The 17651-nt window shown below is 63.0% G+C and carries 15 protein-coding genes and 2 pseudogenes; 5 read left to right on the top strand and 12 right to left on the bottom strand.

Features of this window, described 5'->3' with window-relative positions; all coding sequences use genetic code 11:
- Window positions 1-27 precede the first annotated feature (27 nt).
- Window positions 28-1200, bottom strand: coding sequence for an aminotransferase (locus tag PMI07_RS19345; protein WP_007754053.1), 1173 nt, complete (start codon window positions 1198-1200; stop codon window positions 28-30).
- A 118-nt stretch (window positions 1201-1318) separates the two neighbouring features.
- Here PMI07_RS19345 and PMI07_RS19340 point away from each other — a divergent pair, with 118 nt between their 5' ends.
- A complete protein-coding gene (locus PMI07_RS19340) occupies window positions 1319-1981 on the top strand; it encodes a sulfite oxidase-like oxidoreductase (RefSeq protein ID WP_007754051.1) in 663 nt (220 codons plus the stop codon).
- A gap of 3 nt (window positions 1982-1984) precedes the next feature.
- On the opposite strand, the gene PMI07_RS19335 is transcribed toward PMI07_RS19340, so the two are convergent.
- Entirely contained in the window at window positions 1985-2614 is a 630-nt protein-coding gene (locus tag PMI07_RS19335) for an NADPH-dependent F420 reductase (protein ID WP_280949777.1), read from the bottom strand.
- Window positions 2615-2695: 81 nt separating this feature from the next.
- On the opposite strand from PMI07_RS19335, the gene PMI07_RS19330 reads away from it, so the two are divergent.
- On the top strand, window positions 2696-3649 hold the full coding sequence (locus tag PMI07_RS19330; RefSeq protein WP_007754049.1) for a LysR family transcriptional regulator: 954 nt from the start codon (window positions 2696-2698) through the stop codon (window positions 3647-3649).
- Between the two features lie 34 nt (window positions 3650-3683).
- Here the strand turns inward: PMI07_RS19330 and PMI07_RS19325 are convergent, their stop codons facing one another.
- From PMI07_RS19325 to PMI07_RS19315, 3 genes are read right to left on the bottom strand one after another with little or no spacing between them, the layout of a single operon-like run.
- Window positions 3684-5972 carry a xanthine dehydrogenase family protein molybdopterin-binding subunit gene (locus PMI07_RS19325; RefSeq protein WP_007754046.1) on the bottom strand — a complete coding sequence of 763 codons (2289 nt, stop codon included), beginning with the start codon at window positions 5970-5972 and terminating at the stop codon, window positions 3684-3686.
- Complete coding sequence (locus tag PMI07_RS19320) at window positions 5969-6952, bottom strand: xanthine dehydrogenase family protein subunit M (protein WP_007754022.1); 984 nt, start codon at window positions 6950-6952, stop codon at window positions 5969-5971. Before PMI07_RS19320 ends, PMI07_RS19325 begins: the two co-directional genes overlap by 4 nt.
- Window positions 6952-7425, bottom strand: coding sequence for a (2Fe-2S)-binding protein (locus PMI07_RS19315; RefSeq protein WP_007754020.1), 474 nt, complete (start codon window positions 7423-7425; stop codon window positions 6952-6954). The genes PMI07_RS19320 and PMI07_RS19315 overlap by 1 nt, the downstream gene beginning before the upstream one ends.
- A 241-nt stretch (window positions 7426-7666) precedes the next feature.
- Between PMI07_RS19315 and PMI07_RS19310 the strand changes: the two genes are divergently transcribed.
- Both PMI07_RS19310 and PMI07_RS19305 read left to right on the top strand, forming a co-directional pair.
- Window positions 7667-8260: a TetR/AcrR family transcriptional regulator gene (locus tag PMI07_RS19310; protein WP_024163948.1), complete on the top strand. Its 594-nt coding sequence runs from the start codon at window positions 7667-7669 to the stop codon at window positions 8258-8260.
- A gap of 396 nt (window positions 8261-8656) precedes the next feature.
- Window positions 8657-10615: a HAMP domain-containing methyl-accepting chemotaxis protein gene (locus PMI07_RS19305; protein WP_024163947.1), complete on the top strand. Its 1959-nt coding sequence runs from the start codon at window positions 8657-8659 to the stop codon at window positions 10613-10615.
- 21 nt (window positions 10616-10636) lie between these two features.
- On the opposite strand, the gene PMI07_RS19300 is transcribed toward PMI07_RS19305, so the two are convergent.
- The 3 genes and pseudogenes from PMI07_RS19300 to PMI07_RS19290 all read right to left on the bottom strand — a co-directional run bounded on the left by PMI07_RS19300 (window position 10637) and on the right by PMI07_RS19290 (window position 12526).
- A complete protein-coding gene (locus tag PMI07_RS19300; protein WP_024163946.1) occupies window positions 10637-11464 on the bottom strand; it encodes a helix-turn-helix transcriptional regulator in 828 nt (275 codons plus the stop codon).
- A pseudogene (locus tag PMI07_RS19295) lies at window positions 11461-11825 on the bottom strand (nuclear transport factor 2 family protein). Before PMI07_RS19295 ends, PMI07_RS19300 begins: the two are co-directional and overlap by 4 nt.
- Window positions 11826-11914: 89 nt before the next feature.
- Window positions 11915-12526, bottom strand: coding sequence for a LysE family translocator (locus tag PMI07_RS19290; RefSeq protein ID WP_007768903.1), 612 nt, complete (start codon window positions 12524-12526; stop codon window positions 11915-11917).
- Between the two features lie 134 nt (window positions 12527-12660).
- Here PMI07_RS19290 and PMI07_RS19285 point away from each other — a divergent pair.
- Window positions 12661-13811 (top strand): annotated as a pseudogene (locus PMI07_RS19285) (DSD1 family PLP-dependent enzyme).
- Here the strand turns inward: PMI07_RS19285 and PMI07_RS19280 are convergent.
- From PMI07_RS19280 to PMI07_RS19265, 4 genes are all read right to left on the bottom strand, one after another.
- Entirely contained in the window at window positions 13808-14590 is a 783-nt protein-coding gene (locus PMI07_RS19280; protein ID WP_007768888.1) for an ABC transporter permease, read from the bottom strand. The pseudogene PMI07_RS19285 and the gene PMI07_RS19280 overlap by 4 nt on opposite strands.
- A gap of 4 nt (window positions 14591-14594) precedes the next feature.
- Entirely contained in the window at window positions 14595-15452 is an 858-nt protein-coding gene (locus PMI07_RS19275; RefSeq protein ID WP_024163945.1) for an ABC transporter permease, read from the bottom strand.
- Complete coding sequence (locus PMI07_RS19270) at window positions 15449-16492, bottom strand: ABC transporter ATP-binding protein (RefSeq protein ID WP_007772145.1); 1044 nt, start codon at window positions 16490-16492, stop codon at window positions 15449-15451. The genes PMI07_RS19275 and PMI07_RS19270 overlap by 4 nt, the downstream gene beginning before the upstream one ends.
- Before the next feature lie 91 nt (window positions 16493-16583).
- Window positions 16584-17621: an ABC transporter substrate-binding protein gene (locus tag PMI07_RS19265; RefSeq protein ID WP_024163944.1), complete on the bottom strand. Its 1038-nt coding sequence runs from the start codon at window positions 17619-17621 to the stop codon at window positions 16584-16586.
- Between the last annotated feature and the right edge of the window lie 30 nt (window positions 17622-17651).

The following is a 17651-nucleotide window of genomic DNA, read 5'->3' as shown; positions in this document are numbered from 1 at the left end:
GCTCCGCTTATATACGGGCGCTGATGCTCACGATAGGGAAAAGTTCTGCAAACGTTCCTGCAGCCGGCCGATCGTCGGCACGTCCGCATTGGCAAAGGCGAAGCGCAGGTAATCCTGCTGGCTCTCGCCGAAATAAGCGCCGGGAATGCAGATGATGCCGGCGTGCTTCGCAAGCTTTTCCGCCACTTCCGCTGAACTCTTGCCCGGGAAGGGATGCCGCACGAAGGCGAAATAGGCGCCGATCGCATCGAGCTTCCAGTCGTTGACGGCCCGCATCACCGCTTTCAGCGCGTCGGCACGGCGGCCGATCTCCTGTCGGTTCTCTTCGCGCCAGTCGGCCAGAAGCGGCAGCGCCTTGGCAACCGCCGCCTGGGCCGCACGCGGCGCGCAGATCTGCAGATTGTCCATGATCTTGGCGATCTGCCCGACCGCGACCGGGCCGGCGGTAATCGCCCCGAGCCGGTGGCCGGGAATGCAGAAGGATTTCGAGAAACTGTAGAGGCTGATCAGCGTGTCTTCCCAGCCGTCGAGGCTGAAGAGCGCGTGCGGCGCCCGGCCTGCGACCCGCAGAAAGTCGCGATAAGTCTCGTCGAGGATCAGCCAGATGCCCTTGTTCCGGCAGAGCTTGAAGATCGCTTCGAGCAGCGACGGCGGATAGATCGCCCCGGTCGGATTATTGGGCGAGACGAGCGCCAAAGCCCGCACCTCGCCGGTGATCGCAGCTTCAAGTCCCACGAGGTCCGGGAGGAAACCGTTGGCGGCTTCGCAAGCCACGAAAGCGGTCTTGACGCCCATCATCGCCAGCGTCGTTTCGTGGTTGAAATAGAAAGGCTCGGTCATCAGCACGGTATTGCCGGGACCAGCGACCGTCATCGCCGCGCAGACGAAGGCCTGGTTGCAGCCAGACGTGATGTGGATGTTCTTAAAGCCGATGCTTGTGCCATAAACCTCGGAGACATGCGCCGCATAGGCGGTCCGAAGCTCCGCCTCGCCCTCGATAGGCCCGTAACCGGTAAAGGCCTTGGAGGAGCCGGTCTCGCCGAGCAGCCTCAGCATCTCCGGATGGGCGGGATAACCGGGCACCGCCTGCGACAGGTCGATCAGCGGCCCTCTGGAGCCGTCATAAGCACGCCCCCAGGCGGCAACGGACGGAACGGGCGGCGGGCTGAGCTTTTCGATAAGAGGATTGAAGGCAGGCATGATTTTCCGAGCACAGAATTTCCAAAATAGACAATTGCCAAGACGGGTAATTGCCAGACAGACGATTGATTGCCTTTCTTGTTTATCAGATTATCGGGCGACGCAAGGAGAACCGGATATGGCCGACGAGATTGAGCCCGAGGATTCAAAGCTCACCATCACCAAACGGAAATGGGCAGAGCAAGGCAAATTCCTGACCGGCCGGATCACAAGGCCGGAAACCGACCGCCTGCCGCCGGGCCAGCATCTGGTCAAGAACTGGCCGGTTCTCGATCTCGGCCAGCAGCCGCAGGTCTCGACCGAGCGCTGGAAACTCGACGTGCGCGGCCTCGTCAACAACCGGAAAACCCTGGACTGGGCGGCCTTCCAGGCGTTGCCGCAGACCGAGATGCGTTCCGACATCCATTGCGTGACCACCTGGTCGCGCTACGACAACAACTGGAAAGGCGTCTCGACGCACGATTTCCTCGATCTCGTCGATCCGCAGGATGAGGCGGTCGCCGTCATGCTGACGAGCTATGACGGCTACACTACCAACCTGCTGCTGTCGGATTTTGCCTCGCCGGATGCCATCATCGTCACCGAGTGGGAAGGCAAGCCGCTCAGCGAGGAGCATGGCGGGCCGGTGCGGCTCGTGGTGCCGCACCTCTATTTCTGGAAGAGCGCCAAATGGCTCAACCGGATCGAATTCCTCGGCAAGGACCAGGCCGGCTTCTGGGAGAAGAACGGCTACCATATGCGCGGCGATCCCTGGTCCGAGGAACGGTATTCTGACGACTGAGCGTCAGCCGAAATTGACGAGGTTCAGTCCAGGCAGCGGGCCGCCCGGGAACTGTGCCAGTTTGGCCCCGACCGCAAGCGACCCGAGATCTATGCCGAAGAAACCGAGCTTCTCCGTCAAGGCGGCGACCTCCGTCTTTGCGGCCACGTCGTCGCCCGAATAGAACAGCACCCGCTTGCCGCCCTCGGAAGAAGGATCGGCCTCGACCAGCTTCGCAAACAGATGATTGAAAGCCTTCACCACCCGGGCGCCCGGCACGAGATCCGAGACGATCTCGCTGGAAAGACGGCCATTGAGTTCGGCCGGTTTGTAGAGCGGCGACTCGATCGGATTGTTCGCATCAATGACGATCCGGCCGTTCCAGTCCGGCAGGCCGGCAAGGGCAGCCGGCAATTTCGACCATGGAACCGCGATCAGCACCATGTCGGCGCTTGCGGCCTCCTCGATCGTGCCGGCGGAAATCCAGGGCGACAGTTCGCGCGTCAGCGTTTCGAGCGAAGCCGGGCCGCGGCTGTTGGCGATGGTGGCGCGCACGCCGCTGCGGGCGAGAGCGCGGGCGAAAGCTGCGCCGATATTGCCGGCGCCGATGATACCGATGGTCATGTGCGATACTCCTTGTGGTTTCGATGACAGGAATATCGCCTCTGGATTGGCGCTTGATTAGCCGATAGAAATGCGGATCATTTTCAAGCAACCGTTGAAAATAGGCCTTACATGGAAAGCCTCGCCAATCTGGAATCCTTCCTCCGCAGCGCCGAACTCGGCAGTTTCTCGACGGCAGCCCGACGGCTGGCGCTGACGCCCGCGGCCGTCAGCCGCAATGTCGCGATGCTGGAGAAGAACCTCGGCGTCCGGCTTTTCCAGCGCAACACGCGAAAACTGACGCTGACGGAGGCGGGTGAGCGCTTTCTCTCCGAGATCCGGGATCACGTCGAGGCGCTGCAGGCTGCGATCGCCGGCGCCTCGTCGGAAAGCGGAGAACCGGCCGGTATCCTGAAGGTCAGCATGAGCCCGCATTTCGGGACGGGCTATATCCTGCCGCTGCTGCCGGAATTCATGGCCCGCTACCCGCGGATCCGGCCTGAATGGACGTTCGAGAACCGTCAGGTCGATCTGATCGCCGAAGGATACGACGCGGCGATCGGCGGCGGCTTCGAACTGACGCCCGGCACGGTCGCGCGGGTGCTGGGACCGGCCCATATCGTTATGGTCGCGTCACCTGGCTACATGAAAGACAGGCGAATGCCGGCCGATCCGGCGGACCTTGCGAACCTGGACGGCATCCAGATGCGCTCAGCCAATACCGGCCGCCTCCGCCAATGGGTGATGCGCAATGCGGCAGGCGACGAGATGCCCGCCGCGATGACGGAAAAGATCGTGCTGAACGACCCGGCGGCGATCGCCCGCGCCGCAAGCCTCGGTCTCGGGGTCGCGATGATCGCCATGCCGGATGGCTTGACGTATTTCGAAAGCGGCGAACTCATCCGGCTGCTGCCGGACTGGTATGCCGATATCGGGCCGATATCGATCTACTACGCCAGCAAGACGCTGCTGCCGGCAAAGACGCGCGTCTTCGTCGACTTCGTGGTCGAGCATTTCCGGAAAGAGCATCTGGCTGAACGTTTTGCCGGCAGCCTCGGCGCATCGAACATGCCGAAGAGAAAATAGGCGCACCCGGCCGAAACCGGGTGCGCCAGATCGATCAGATCAGCTTTTCCAGCGTGATCGGCAGGTCGCGGACGCGTTTACCGGTGGCGTGGAAGACAGCGTTGGCGATTGCCGGCGCGACGCCGACGATGCCGACTTCGCCGACACCCTTGCCGCCCAGCGCCGAAGCGCCGTAGTCGGGAATGCCGACTGAGATCACCTGGATATCCGACACGTCCGCATTGGTGGGCACCAGATAGTCGCCCATGTTGTTGTTCACGGTGCGGCCGTTGCGCTGGTCGACGAGACCTTCCTCGAGCAGCGCCTGACCGATACCCATGATGATACCGCCCCGCCACTGGCTTTCGACCAGCCGCGGATTATAGAGCCGGCCGCAATCGAAAGCCGAGACGATGCGGGAGACCCGCACCGTTCCAAAATCCTCGTCGACCCGCACTTCGGCGAAATGGGCGCACCAGCTGTGCATGGAAAATTCGCCCATGGTCGGCCCCTGGACCTTCGCCATGGTCGTCCAGGCCTGGTGATGCTCCTGAGGTGTAGCACCATCCGGCAGCGTGTTGCGACGCGTCTCTATCTCGTCGCGGCCGAGCGCCGCCATCAGTTCCGGCAGGCTGAGCGACGGACCCTGGTCGCGGGGCACCGCGATGCGGCCCCCGCTGAAGGTCAGCGTATTCGCGCCGGTATCGCGGAGCGGCGATTTCTCGTCACTGAGCGCCAGCCCGATCAGCTCGTCGCGTGCCGCGGTCGCCGCCTTGTGGACGGCGCCGAGGATGGAGCCCGCCAGCATCGAGCCGCCGGCGATGGCCGAGCCCGGCAGACGGGAATCGCCGAGATGGACCTCGACCTGATCGACGGGAATGCCGAACACTTCGGCAACCGTCTGGGCAAGGATCGTATAGGTCCCCTGCCCCATGTCGATCGCCCCGCTGACCACCTCGACCCGGCCATTGCCGAGGATGCGGATCATCGCCTCGCTCGGCGCCTGGATGACCGGGAACGTGCCGCAGCCGATACCCCAGCCGACCAGCTGGTTGCCGTCGCGCATCGAGCGCGGTTCATGGCTGCGCTTCGACCATCCGAATGCCGCCGCACCTTCGGTCAACGCTTCGCGCAGCCGGCGGGTCGACCAGGGTTTTCCCGACTGGTAGTCGTGGTCGGCATAGTTCTTCAACCGCAGTTCGAGCGGGTCCATGCCGAGCTTGTAGGCGAGCTCTTCCATCGCGCTTTCGATACCGAAGGCGCTCGGATTCTTGCCCGGGCCGCGCAGCGCGCCGGGTGTGACGGTGTTGACCGGCACGACCCGGTGCTGCGACGAGAAATTCTCGACTTTGTAAAGGATCGGCGTCGCCGCACCCGTCTGCTCGGGATAATCCATATAGGTGGATGTCTCGCTGGCCCCACGATGGACGATCGCCTGCAGGACGCCGTCCTCCGTCGCACCGAGCTTGATCTTCTGGCGGGTCGCAGCGCGGCCGCCATAGCTGGTGAAGTTCTGCGGCCGAGTAACTGCGAGCTTCACCGGCCGGCCGAGTTTCTTCGCCGCAAAGGCGGCGACGGCACTATAGGCGAGAGCCGCTCCCTTCGAACCGAACCCACCGCCAATGAACGGCGAGATCAGGCGGACATTCTCATAAGGAATGCCGAACCATTCGGAATAGCTGCGCGCCATGCCATGCGACCACTGGCTCGGTTCCCAGACCGTCAGCTGGTCGCCGTCCCATTTCACCGTCAAGCCATGCGGCTCCATGGCGACGTGATATTCACGCGGCGTCGAATATTCGCCTTCGATCCGGATCGGGGCAGCGGCGAGAGCCGCTTCGGCATCCCCCCAGCCGATGGTGAGATTGCCCATCACCTTGCCTTCGCCGGCCTTGGGATCGTCGATGCTGGCGACCGCCGGGGTTTGCGCATAGGTGACGCAGATCAGCTTGGCCGCTTCCAAGGCCTGTTCGCGGCTTTCCGCGATTACGGCGACGATCGACTGGCCGTTGAAGCTCACCTCGCGCGGCAGCGGGTGATAGGGCTGGTTTTCCGGGCGGTTTCCGTACCAGTCGGACGCGGTCATCAAGCCGAGATCGTCGTCCGGCGTCAGGATCAGCAGCACGCCCGGCGCAGCCTTCGCCTTGGACGTATCGACGGACGTGACGCGTCCGGCCGGGATCGTGCTCTGCAGCAGAACAGCATGCGCCACGCCTTCGATCGGGTATTCCAGCGCATAGGTCGCGCCGCCGGTGACCTTGAGATTGCCTTCGAAACGCGTTTGACGACCGCCGACCATGCCGTCGGAGGCATCGCCGTGTTTGCGGGGTTCCATGATGGTCATGCGAGACCTCCAACTTTCAGGATGGCGCGAGCGACGACGCGCGGCGCAAGTTCGATCTTGTAGCGGTTGGCGCCGTGGCTGACGGCGCCTTCCATGGCGAGCCGGCTGGCCGTCTCGACGGTTTCAAGGCTGAGCATCTTGCCGATCAGGGCCTGTTCGACGCCCCGCACCCGCCACGGTTTGGTGGCGACGCCGCCGAGAGCGACGCGGATATCGCGCACCGTTCGGCCGTCCGCTTCGAATTCGAGACCGACCGCGGCGCTCGCCGCCGCAAACTCGTAGGACTGCCGGTCGCGAACCTTCAGATAAGTCGAGTTCGTCGCCGCGGCCGAGGACGGGACGGTGATCGCGGTGATCATCTCGCCGCGTTCCAGCACGGTTTCCCTCTCCGGCGTATTGCCAGGCAGAAGGAAGAAGTCATCGACCGATACCGTCCGCCCGCCGAGTTCGACCACGGCGTCGAAGGCGACGAGCGCGACGGCGAGATCGCCCGGATAGCTGGCGATGCAGGTATCGCTCGTACCGAGGACGGCGTGGTTACGGGTGATACCGCCCATCGCCGAACAGCCGGAGCCGGGATTGCGCTTGTGGCAGGCCGGAAACACCGCCGGCTCGCGGAAGTAAGAACAGCGTGTCCGCTGCAACAGGTTGCCGCCGATCGTCGCCATGTTGCGGAGCTGGGCGGAGGCCGCCAGCGACAGCGATTCCGAAACTGCCGGGAAAGCGGCACGGATGCCGACGTTATCGGCAACCTCGCCCATCTTGGCAAGCGCACCGATCCTGGCGCCGTTCGCATCGACCTCGATCCCGCCGAGACCGGAGAGGTGGGTGATATCGACGACGGTTTCCGGCTCCATCACACCGCATTTTGCAAGATCGAGCAGCGTCGTACCGCCGGCAAGCAGCGCGGAACCGGCCTGAAGCGCCGCCTGGCGGGCCTCGTCGGCCGAGGAGGCGCGGAGATAGGAAAAGTCTCTCATCACGCCATCTCCGCCGCTTCGCGCACCGCCGCGACGATGTTGTTATAGGCTCCGCACCGACAGAGATTGCCGGACATGTATTCGCGGATTTCCTCGTCGGATCCCGCATGGCCTTCGCGGATGCAGGCGACTGCGGACATGATCTGGCCCGGCGTGCAATAGCCGCACTGGAAGGCATCATGCTCGACGAAGGCTGCCTGGACGGGGTGCAGCTCGCCGTTTTCGGCGGCGATCCCCTCGATCGTGGTGACCTGCCGGCCTTCGACCTGAGCCGCCAATGTCAGACAGGAGAGCACGCGCTTGCCGTCGACATGACAGGTGCAGGCGCCGCACTGGCCCTGGTCGCAGCCCTTCTTGGTGCCGGTTAGCGCCAGATGTTCGCGCAGGGCATCGAGCAGGGTAACGCGCGGTTCGACATCGAGATCGTACCGGCCCCCGTTGATGTCGAGCGAAAGATGGATGGTTCGTGTCATGGATCAAGCTCCTGCCATCGTCACGAGAATGAGAAGTTCGGAATGTAGAATGCTCTGGTCGACGGTCGACCAGATGCTATATGGTTTTTTCTCCGCCAGATGCGCCGATGAGATTTCGGCATGACATCCTGCAAGCTTCTGGATTAAGAAGTGGAAGGCGCCGCGCATAAACGGAGGCGCCTCCGATTAAACTAGTGGCTTACGGATTTTCGTCAAGCCCTCATCGCTCTGGAGCAGCATTTTGGCCTCGGCCGAGCCGAAGACAGCATCGCCAGCACCGACCAGGCTTCGCGCCGATGCCCGCCGCAACCGCGACAGGCTGGTCGAAGTCGCGGCCGCAGCCTTTGCGGAAAAGGGCGTCGAGACCTCGCTGGAAGATATAGCCCGCCAGGCGGGCGTCGGCATTGGCACGCTCTACCGGCATTTCCCGACCCGCGAACATCTCGTCGAGGTCGTCTATCGCCGCGAGCTCGAAAGCCTTGCCGCCGCCGCAACCGAGCTTGCCCAGAAACATACTCCCGACATGGCGCTCGAAGAATGGATGCGGCGCTTCGTTGGCTATATTGCCACCAAGCGCGGCATGGCCAACAGCCTGCGCATCCTCATGACGTCGAACTCCTCGCTGTTTACCGAGGGGTCTGGCCTTGTCCGCGGCGCGCTGGAGAGCCTGTTGAAGAATGCCGGCGACAAAGGATTTATCCGCAGCGACATCGAAACGACCGATCTCCTGCATGCGCTGTCGAGCATCTATTCGATTCCGGAATCGCCTGAATGGCGGGAACGCTCGCATCGCCTGATCGGCCTGCTGATGGACGGCCTCCGGACCCGGAAATAACGCCTCTTCCGTGCATCGGATCTGCGCCGGAGCGGCCTGCCGCGAGGCTAGATTTCGCATCTGGTTTGAACGGAAAATCAAGCAATCCGCGATTGACAGGCATCCTGTTACTGCATGCCGCCTGATTCCAATATTATCCTTATAAAATAAACGGATAGCGGAAGTGAAATTCCGCACATTTCGCGCCAAAAATCATCAAAAGTCATTATATACTATCAAAATTCAATCTGTCGTTAAAGAGTTTGACCTTAAGCTCCCGGCTACCGCGCGACCGCCATCCGGTGTAGCGCAAGAGCAGGTATGAGACCGGCTCTCTTCCCACACCGCCAGATATCAGATCTGCGCGTGAAAACGCGTTGCCTCATTCGAGGCTTCACCATTCCGGAGCCGAATCTCATGTCCCGTCTCTCCATTCGCAGCTCGCTCATCGCCGTCTTCGGCGCGATTGCGGCGCTCGTCGCCGTTCTTGCCTGGGCGGCCATTTCCTCGCTCTCCAATGTTGCCGGCAATCTCACCACGATTTCCGAAAATTCGATGCCGAGCGTCCAGGCCTCGAAGAATATCGAGACGGCCATTCTCGGCATGACGGTCGCCTATATGGGCCATCTGACGACGACGTCGGACTTCGGCATGGAGGCCGCAGAAAAGCTGATCGCCCAGCAGTCGGGAGCACTGAAGACCGCTCTCGAAACCTACAGACCGCTGATCTCCAGCGATCAGGAAACGCAGATCATCGACCAGATCCAGACGGGCGTCGACAAATACGCCCTGAACGGCCAGAAGATGCTGGACTTCTCCCGCAAGGCCTCGGATGCCCGCGCCCGCGTCGAAATGGAAAAGATGCGCATCACCATCCAGCCGGTCATGGAAGCCGTGGCCAAGCTGGTCAAGTCGAATACGGATGAGGCGGCCGTGGAAACGGCCAAGGCGAAGACAACCTATTCCACCGCGCTTACCACGATGGAAATCATCCTGGGCGTCGTCTTCCTCCTGATCGTCGGCGCCGCGGCCTACGTGCTGGCCGGCATCGCCCGTCCGATCCAGCGCATCACCGCTTCGATGAGCGGCCTTGCCGCAGGCGACACGGCAACCGAGATCCCCTTCGCGGGCCGCAAGGATGAAGTCGGCGCCATGGCCGGCGCCGTCGAGGTGTTCCGCCAGGCCGCAATCTCCAACAGGCGGCTTCAAGAAGAGGCAGAAGAAGCCCGCGCTCGGGCGGAAGCCGACCGTATCCGCCTGCAGGAAGAGGCGGAAGCCTCGGCTCAGGCCCGCCTCCAGGAAGCGACCTCCGGCCTTGCCGCCGGCCTGCGCCGCCTCGCCTCAGGCGACCTCGCCTTCCAGCTCAACGAACCCTTCGCGCCGGATTTCGAAGCGCTGCGCGAAGACCTGAACTCGGCGGTGTCCCGTCTCGGCGCAGCCCTTTCGGAAGTCGCCGGATCGGCTCAGTCGATCGACAGCGGTTCGCGTGAAGTCAGCCAGAGCGCCGATGACCTGTCCAAGCGGACCGAACAGCAGGCAGCCTCGCTCGAAGAGACCGCCGCCGCCCTGGACGAGATCACCGCCAACGTCTCGAACTCCTCCAAGCGCGCCGACGAGGCAAAGGCGATCGCCCTGCAGGCAAATTCCAGCGCCGCCCAGTCGGGCGCCGTCGTCGCCAACGCCGTCGACGCGATGCAGCGCATCGAACAGTCGTCCAGCCAGATCTCCAACATCATCGGCGTGATCGACGAGATCGCCTTCCAGACCAACCTTCTGGCGCTGAATGCCGGCGTCGAAGCGGCCCGCGCCGGTGAAGCCGGCAAGGGGTTCGCGGTCGTCGCCCAGGAAGTCCGCGAACTCGCTCAGCGTTCGGCGAATGCCGCCAAGGAGATCAAGGATCTCATCCGCAAGTCGGGCTCCGAAGTCCAGAACGGCGTGAAGCTGGTGCGCGAGACCGGCGACGCGCTGAAGACGATCGAAAGCCACGTCGTCACCATCAACGAGCATATCAATGCGATCGCCACCGCCGCTCGCGAACAGTCGGTCGGCCTCGCAGAGGTCAACTCGGCCGTCAACCAAATGGACCAGGTGACCCAGCAGAACGCCGCGATGGTCGAGGAAACCAACGCTGCGGGTGCCAACCTCGCATCGGAAAGCACCAAACTTCGCGATCTGCTGACCCGCTTCAAGCTCTCCGAAGGCGGCCAGCGTTCCGGCATGCAGCAGCGGCCTGCCTACGGCTCAGCCCCGGCCCCGGTCGGCCGCAACGCCGCTCCGCAGGAATCGCCGGCCCGCCGCCTTGCACAGCGCGTCAGCAAGTCCTTCGGGGGTGCAGCGGCGGCTGCAACCGCCGAATCCCAGTGGACCGAATTCTGATCCGCCGGCTAGACTAACTTCCTAACTGCCATTCTTCGACGGCCCGGTTTCTGCCATTTGGCGCAGAAGCCGGGCCGTTTCGTCATTGGCGGGAAAGAAGGATTCGACCGCCAGTTCCGACAGTGTCACGTCGACCGGCGTGCCGAAGACGGTCGTGGTCGAGATGAACGACAGCAACCCAGCCTCCGTCCGCAATTCCATCGGCACGGCGATACCCGCATAGTCGTGTTTCGGCGCCGATTTCGACGCGCCTTCCGGCACCGGATAACCGGACAGTTCTTCCAGCAATGCCTGGAGAACGCGATCGCCGGACGCCGAGACCTGCTGGCGCAGCCGTTCGAGCAGGTGACTACGCCATTCCGCCAGATTGGCGATGTAAGGCGCGAGGCCCTGCGGATGCAGGCTGAGCCGCAGGACGTTGACCGGCCCCTCGATCAACGACCGGTCGGCGACATCGGCAAGCAGCGGCGCCACCGCGGCATTGGCGGCCACCAGCGTCCAGTGCCGATCGACGGCAAGCGCCGGAAATGGCTCATGACCTTTCAGCACCATGTCGATCGCCCGCCGCGCCGGCTGAAGTGCCGGATCGTCGAGCTTACGCTCGGCAAAGACCGGCGCAAAACCGGCAGCGAGCAGCATCGGGTTGCGCTCGCGGAGCGGCACGTCAAGCCGCTCCGCGAGATGCAGGAGCATGTCGCGGCTCGGGGCCGCCCGCCCGCTCTCGATGAAGCTCAGATGGCGTTGCGAGATATCGGCCTCGAGCGCCAGGTCGAGCTGGCTCATGCGCCGGCGGCGGCGCCAATCGCGCAGGTAATCACCGAGAGGGCGGGCGGCGCCAAGCGTTGTCATGCGGCAGCCGGAACCTGATCGAGGAAACCGTAGACCGACTTCAGGCGGCCGTTTTCAGGACCGCGAAATCCGTGCCCTTGATCAACGCTTCGCCGTCTTGCGGGCCGAGGCCCCAGGAAAAGCGCAGATTGTCGTCATAGCCATCGGCCGAGCCGATCAGCGTGAAGCGGAAGCCCGGAAACCGCGCCTGGACGCCCTCGACCAGGTCTCCGATCCGCTCATGGCCTTCGCCGCGCATCAGCGGATCGACGTAAAGCCCGTCTTCCGCCCAGGCCTCGGTTATCATCGCCTTGCGGCGGATGGCGTCCGTCTCATTCCAGATGGCGAGATAGAGTTCGGCTTTGGTGTTCGCATCGGTCATGTCTTTTCTCCTTGGATCGCCCTACTCGTTGCAGGCAGGGCGAACATGCCGGAGCGGCTGCATCGTCTCAATTACGCGGCAGGTAATAACTATCGCGCCGAAAGCGCAAGCCGCGTGCCGAGAAGGACGAAGGCGCCGGCAAAGACGCGGCGCATCCAGGCAAGGATGTTCGGCCGCGAGATCACGTGGCCGCGCACCGAGGCGGCAAACAGGCCGTAGAGAACGAAGATGCCGAAGGTCATCAGCATGAAGACGAGGCTGAGCTCGGTCATGCGCAGAACGGGTGCTGCTTCGTCCCGGCCGACGAACTGCGGCAGGAAGGCGAAAAAGAAGATCGACAGTTTCGGATTGAGCGCATTGGCAAGGATTGCCGAAACGATGACTTGGCCAACGGATTTCGGCTTCCGGTCCGCCTCGACGGTCAGCGCGCCCTTTTCCTGCAACACCTGCCAGGCCATGAACAAGAGGTAGGCGACACCGAGATATTTGATGATTTCGAAGGCCAGGGCGCTGGCATGCAGCAGTGCTGCAAGGCCCGAGACTGCCGCGATCATGTGCGGCAGAATGCCAAGCGTGCAGCCGAAGGCGGCGATGACACTCGCCCGCGCGCCACGCGACAGGCCGGCGGCGAGCGTGATCAGCACGCCGGTACCCGGCGACGCGACGACGATGAGGGAAGTGATCAGGAATTCCGGGCTCATGGGGGATCCTTTCGAGAGGTTTTCCCATGGCTACCGAAGAACCTCGCCCCGATCTTGAACGAAATTGCAGGCCGGCGATTGCCTGGAGGGGCCTGGGAACCTATCGTCGCGCCATCTCATTGCGGACCCATCTCATGACCTCTTCTCCCAAAAACCTCGACATCGGCTATGACGTGCCGGCCTCTGTCGGCGACACGATCAACGACATCCAGACGCCGGCGCTGATCATCGATCTCGATGCCTTCGAGCGGAATGTCGGTCGGATGAAAGCCTATGCCGAGGCGATGGGGGTCCGGCTTCGCCCGCATGCCAAGACCCACAAGTCGCAGATGTCGCGCTTTACCAGATGGCAAACGGCGGAGCCGTCGGCATCTGCTGCCAGAAAGTATCCGAGGCGGAAGCACTGGTGCGCGGTGGCGTGACCGACGTGCTTGTCGCCAACGAGGTCGCCGATCCGAAGAAGATCGACCGGCTGGCGCGGCTCGCAAAGAGCGCCCATGTCACCGTCTGCATCGACGATCCCGCAGTCGTCGCCACGCTTTCCGAAGCAGCTGTCCGGCATGGCGTGACGCTCGACGTGCTGGTGGAGATCGATTGCGGCGCCCGCCGCTGCGGCGTTCTGCCCGGCGCACCGGCTGTCGAGCTGGCAAAGATGGTCGCCGCCGCGCCGAACCTCGCCTTCGTCGGCATCCAGGCCTATCACGGCAGCGCGCAGCATATCTACGATCCGGCCGAGCGCCGCGCCGCGATCGACACGGCGATCGGCATGGCGCGGGAAACGGCCGTGCTGCTGCGGGAGGCGGGGCTGGAGCCGAAGATCATCACCGGCGCGGGGACTGGCACCCACAATCTCGAAGGTGCATCCGGTCTCTACAACGAGATCCAGCCGGGCTCTTACATCTTCATGGATGCCGACTATGCCCGCGTCCGCGCGACGGAGGGTAACGGCACGGTCGGCAGCTTTGAGCATGCGCTCTTCGTGCTGACCTCGATCATGAGCAAGCCGGCCTCCGGCCGCGCCATCTGCGACGCGGGCCTCAAGGCGCATTCGATCGACAGCGGGTTGCCGACGGTGTTCGAACGCCCCGATCTCAAGTTCGTCAGCGCGTCGGACGAGCACGGCAAGATCGAGGACCTGCAAGATACATTGAAGCTCAACGACCGCTTGTCGCTCGTGCCGGGTCACTGCGACCCGACCTGCAATCTCTACGACTGGTATGTCTGCATCCGCAACGGCCACGTCGAGGCGCTGTGGCCGGTCACCGCCCGCGGCAAGCTCTACTAGAAACGGTGGATGCGCAGGCCCAGCACCTTTTCCGAAATGATCACCACCGCCATCGTCAGCACGATCGAGCAGGTCGAGACGGCCGCCGCTTCCGGCGTGAAATTGGTGCGCAGGTAGTCGAAGAGCTGGATCGGCAGCGTCGACATGCCAACCCCCTTCAGCATGAAGGAGATGGTGAAGACGTCGAACGAGATGATGAAGGCGAACAGGCAACCGCCGATGACGCCTGGCTTGATCAGCGGCAGCATGATCCGCCGGAAGCGGGTGAACCGCCCGGCCCCGAGGCTCTGCGCCGCAAGGCTCCAGGCCGGATCGTAGCTTTCCATCGAGGCCGAGACGTTGATGAATACGAAGGGCAGCGTGATCAGCACATGGCCAACGATCATGCCGACCAGGTTCTGCGTGCCGAGACCAACCGAATAAACGAAGAACAGCAGCGAGATCGCTGTCAGCACTTCCGGCAACAGCAGCGGCGCCAGCATGGCGACCCGCACCGTTTCCTTGAGCCTGCCGGCATGGGTTACATAAAACATCGCCGCCATCGTGCCGATGATCCCGGAGATCACCGTGGTCATCGCCGCGATCCACAGCGAGGTGCGGATCGCTCGCATGAACACCTCGTTGTTGAAGAAGACGAGGTACCAGCGGAACGAAAGCCCCTGCGGCGGGAATGTCAGGAAGGCGCCGGCATTGAAGGAGGCGATCACCACGACCGCGATCGGCGCCAGCAGGAAGGCATAGATGATCAGGCAATAGACGGTGAAGAATGGTTTCGACATCGGCTCAAGCCTTCCACTTCATGACGGTCAGCCGTCCAAAGATAACGACGACGATCGCACCGGTCACCGACAGCATCAGCGCCAGCGCCGAACCGAAGGGCCATTGGAACGTATCGATCAGCGCATCCACCACGGTCACCGCCATGGTCTTGACCCTCAAGCCCCCGATCAGCGACGGCGTCACATAGGCGCTGAGCGACAGAACAAAGACGAGGATGCAGCCGGCCTGGATGCCCGGCAGCGACAGCGGCAGGGTGATGCGCCGGAAGGAGGTGACCTTCGACGCCCCGAGCGACCGGGCGGCGGCCTCGAGCGATGGATCAATGCCCTGGATGGCGCTCATGATCGGCAGGATCATGAAGGGCAGGAAGACATGCACCAGCGCGATGATGATGCCGAGCGCGTTATACATCAGCGGCAGCGGCCCATCGATGAGGCCCCAGCCGGTCAGCGTGCGGTTGATGATGCCGTTATTGCCGAGCAGGATCGTCCAGCCGTAACTGCGAATGACGATGCCGACCAAAAGCGGCGAGAGCACCAGCGCATAGCCGACAGCCCGAAAAGCCGAGGCTCCGCGCGCCAGTTGCCAGGCGACGGGATAACCAAGGATCAGGCAGAGGAAAGTCGTCAGAAAGCCGATCCACAGCGTGTTGATCACCTGTTGGATGTAGAAGAAGTCCGAGAAGAACTTGCCGTAATTGCCCAGCGTGAAGCCCGGGCCATAGGGTGTACCCTGCCCCGGCATCCGGAAGCTCATGACGACGATATTGAGATAGGGCAACACGAGAAAGACGCCGAGCAGGATCGCGGCGGGTGCGATCAGCAGCAGCGGTCCGAGCCGTTTCTTGGGCGGGACATTCATGCCGCACTTCCAAGCGGCCAGAAGCGATCGGCCGGCGCATGCACCAGCACTTGCTCGCCGTCCGCAAACCGCGTGCGCGGAAAAGTCTGGACGTTGACGACAACGCCGCCCGCAAGCTCCAGCCGGTAGTCGACGAGACTGCCGGAATAATAGCTGGAGAGAACCTTAGCCTGCGCACCCATCGCCCCCGAGTTGATCGGCAGCAGTTCGACCGCTTCCGGCCGCAGAGCCAGCATCAGCTCGGCGCCATCGGCGAAATCTCCGCTGACCGGCACATCGCCGAAGGCAGTCGAAACGACGCGATTGCCCACCTTGCCGCGAATGATGTTCACCTGCCCGACGAACTCTGCGACTTCCAGATTGGCAGGCCGCTCGTAGATATCCGATGGCGTACCGATCTGGGCGATGCGGCCGCCGAACATCACCACGACCCGGTCGGACATGGTCATCGCCTCGGCCTGGTCGTGGGTGACATAGACCGTGGTGATCCCGACGCGGCGCTGCAGGTCGCGGATGAAGACCCGCATCTCCTCACGCAGCTTGGCGTCGAGATTGGCGAGCGGTTCGTCGAGCAGCAGGATTTTCGGCTCGATGACGAGAGCCCGGGCAAGCGCCACGCGCTGCTGCTGACCGCCGGAAAGCTGGCGCGGATAACGCTCGGAATACCCCGTGAGCTGCACCATATCCAGCACCTTGGCGATGCGGATGCGGATCTCGTCCTTGGGCGTCTTGCGCATCTCCAGCCCGAAGGCGAGGTTCTTTTCGACCGTCATATGCGGAAACAGCGCATAGTTCTGGAAGACCATGCCGATATCGCGCTTTTCGACCGGCACTGCCACGACGTCGCGCCCGTCGAAGCGGATCGCCCCTGCGGTCGCGTCCTCGAAACCGGCGATCATCTTCAGCGTCGTCGTCTTGCCGCAACCGGACGGCCCGAGCAGCGAGATGAACTCGCCCTCGGCGATCCTGATCGAAATGCTGTTGACCGCGGGACCCTGCCCGTAGTCCTTGGTCAGCTTTTCGATGCTAACCTCTGTCATGAAATTCCACTTTCCAATTGAAGAGCTTGACCCCGAAAAAAGCCGATCATGGCCGGCCGTTGAGGGCAAGCCATGATCGCAGTGGGGGAAATCACTTGATGGTCTTCGCCCAGCGTTCGGCGAGTTCGCCCTGCTTTTCGTTGACGAAGTTCCAGTCCCAGGTGAGGATCTTGTCCATGTCGGCGCCCGAAACCGGCACGTCGGCCTTGAGATCGGCCGGCACGACCACCTTGGAATTGGTCGGCGAGATGAAGAACTCCTTCATCATCATCCCCTGCACTTCCGGCGACAGCAGGAAGTTTGCGTATTGATAGGCCAGCTCCTTTTCCGGGGCATTGACGAGAATGTTGATGGTCTGGTCGAACATGAACATCCCTTCTTCCGGGATCACACAGTCGACCGGCAGGCCCTGGCGGCGCAGGCGGGCGATCTCGCCGAAGTCGAACGGTGCCACGACGATTTCGCCCGACGCGAGACCGGTCGACAGGTTGAAGTCCACCTGGATCACCGAGCCGAGCTTCTGGAGAGCGGCGAAACCGGCATCGACGTCATACTGATCCTTGCCGAAGATCTTCGAAAACAGCAGCAGCTCCATCTTGCCGGCGCTGTTGGCGAAGTTGTAGAGGCCGATCTTGCCCTTGAATTCCGGATTGTTCCAAAGGTCCTTCCAGGATTTCGGCTTGGTCTTCACGAGGTCCGTGCGGTAACCGATGCCGATCGGCGAAACGGCGCCGATCGCGCCCCAGCCGTCGGTCTTCTTGGCAAGCGGATAGAGGTCGGCGTAGTTCGGCAGCTTGGTGAGGTCGAGCTTCTCGAAGAAGCCTTCCTTGCGCAGGCCCGAGGCGAAGACCTCGTTGGTCATCACGATCGAATAGGGCGGCTTGGCAGCGCCCGCCGCTCGCAGGTTGGCCCCCCAGACGCGGCCGTTGCCGACGTCGAGCGTCACGGCCGCACCGGTCTGCTTGGTGAAGGCGGGACCGACGGTCGAGCGCCAATACTGTTCCCACACACCGCCGAGCGTCGGCACGACCAGCGTCTTCGCTTGAGCCCGCGCCGGAAGGCCGAAAAGGCCGGCCGCGGCGAGTGCACTCATTCCGGCAAGCGTTTGCCGCCTTGTCAAATCCATCATGTCCAGTTCCCCTTGTTGCGATCTTTGATC

The sequence above is a fragment of the Rhizobium sp. CF080 genome (assembly GCF_000282095.2).
Classification (GTDB): Bacteria; Pseudomonadota; Alphaproteobacteria; order Rhizobiales; family Rhizobiaceae; genus Neorhizobium.
Note: the sequence above shows the minus strand (reverse complement) of the source record. Positions and strands in the feature narration are given on the sequence as shown.

Excerpts from the sequence above, each read along its gene's own strand:
- PMI07_RS19345 (WP_007754053.1), bottom strand. The coding sequence starts at position 1,200 with ATGCCTGCCTTCAATCCTCTTATCGAAAAGCTCAGCCCGCCGCCCGTT.
- PMI07_RS19340 (WP_007754051.1), top strand. The coding sequence starts at position 1,319 with ATGGCCGACGAGATTGAGCCCGAGGATTCAAAGCTCACCATCACCAAA.
- PMI07_RS19330 (WP_007754049.1), top strand. The coding sequence starts at position 2,696 with ATGGAAAGCCTCGCCAATCTGGAATCCTTCCTCCGCAGCGCCGAACTC.
- PMI07_RS19325 (WP_007754046.1), bottom strand. The coding sequence starts at position 5,972 with ATGACCATCATGGAACCCCGCAAACACGGCGATGCCTCCGACGGCATG.
- PMI07_RS19320 (WP_007754022.1), bottom strand. The coding sequence starts at position 6,952 with ATGAGAGACTTTTCCTATCTCCGCGCCTCCTCGGCCGACGAGGCCCGC.
- PMI07_RS19315 (WP_007754020.1), bottom strand. The coding sequence starts at position 7,425 with ATGACACGAACCATCCATCTTTCGCTCGACATCAACGGGGGCCGGTAC.
- PMI07_RS19305 (WP_024163947.1), top strand. The coding sequence starts at position 8,657 with ATGTCCCGTCTCTCCATTCGCAGCTCGCTCATCGCCGTCTTCGGCGCG.
- PMI07_RS19300 (WP_024163946.1), bottom strand. The coding sequence starts at position 11,464 with ATGACAACGCTTGGCGCCGCCCGCCCTCTCGGTGATTACCTGCGCGAT.
- PMI07_RS19290 (WP_007768903.1), bottom strand. The coding sequence starts at position 12,526 with ATGAGCCCGGAATTCCTGATCACTTCCCTCATCGTCGTCGCGTCGCCG.
- PMI07_RS19280 (WP_007768888.1), bottom strand. The coding sequence starts at position 14,590 with ATGTCGAAACCATTCTTCACCGTCTATTGCCTGATCATCTATGCCTTC.
- PMI07_RS19275 (WP_024163945.1), bottom strand. The coding sequence starts at position 15,452 with ATGAATGTCCCGCCCAAGAAACGGCTCGGACCGCTGCTGCTGATCGCA.
- PMI07_RS19270 (WP_007772145.1), bottom strand. The coding sequence starts at position 16,492 with ATGACAGAGGTTAGCATCGAAAAGCTGACCAAGGACTACGGGCAGGGT.
- PMI07_RS19265 (WP_024163944.1), bottom strand. The coding sequence starts at position 17,621 with ATGATGGATTTGACAAGGCGGCAAACGCTTGCCGGAATGAGTGCACTC.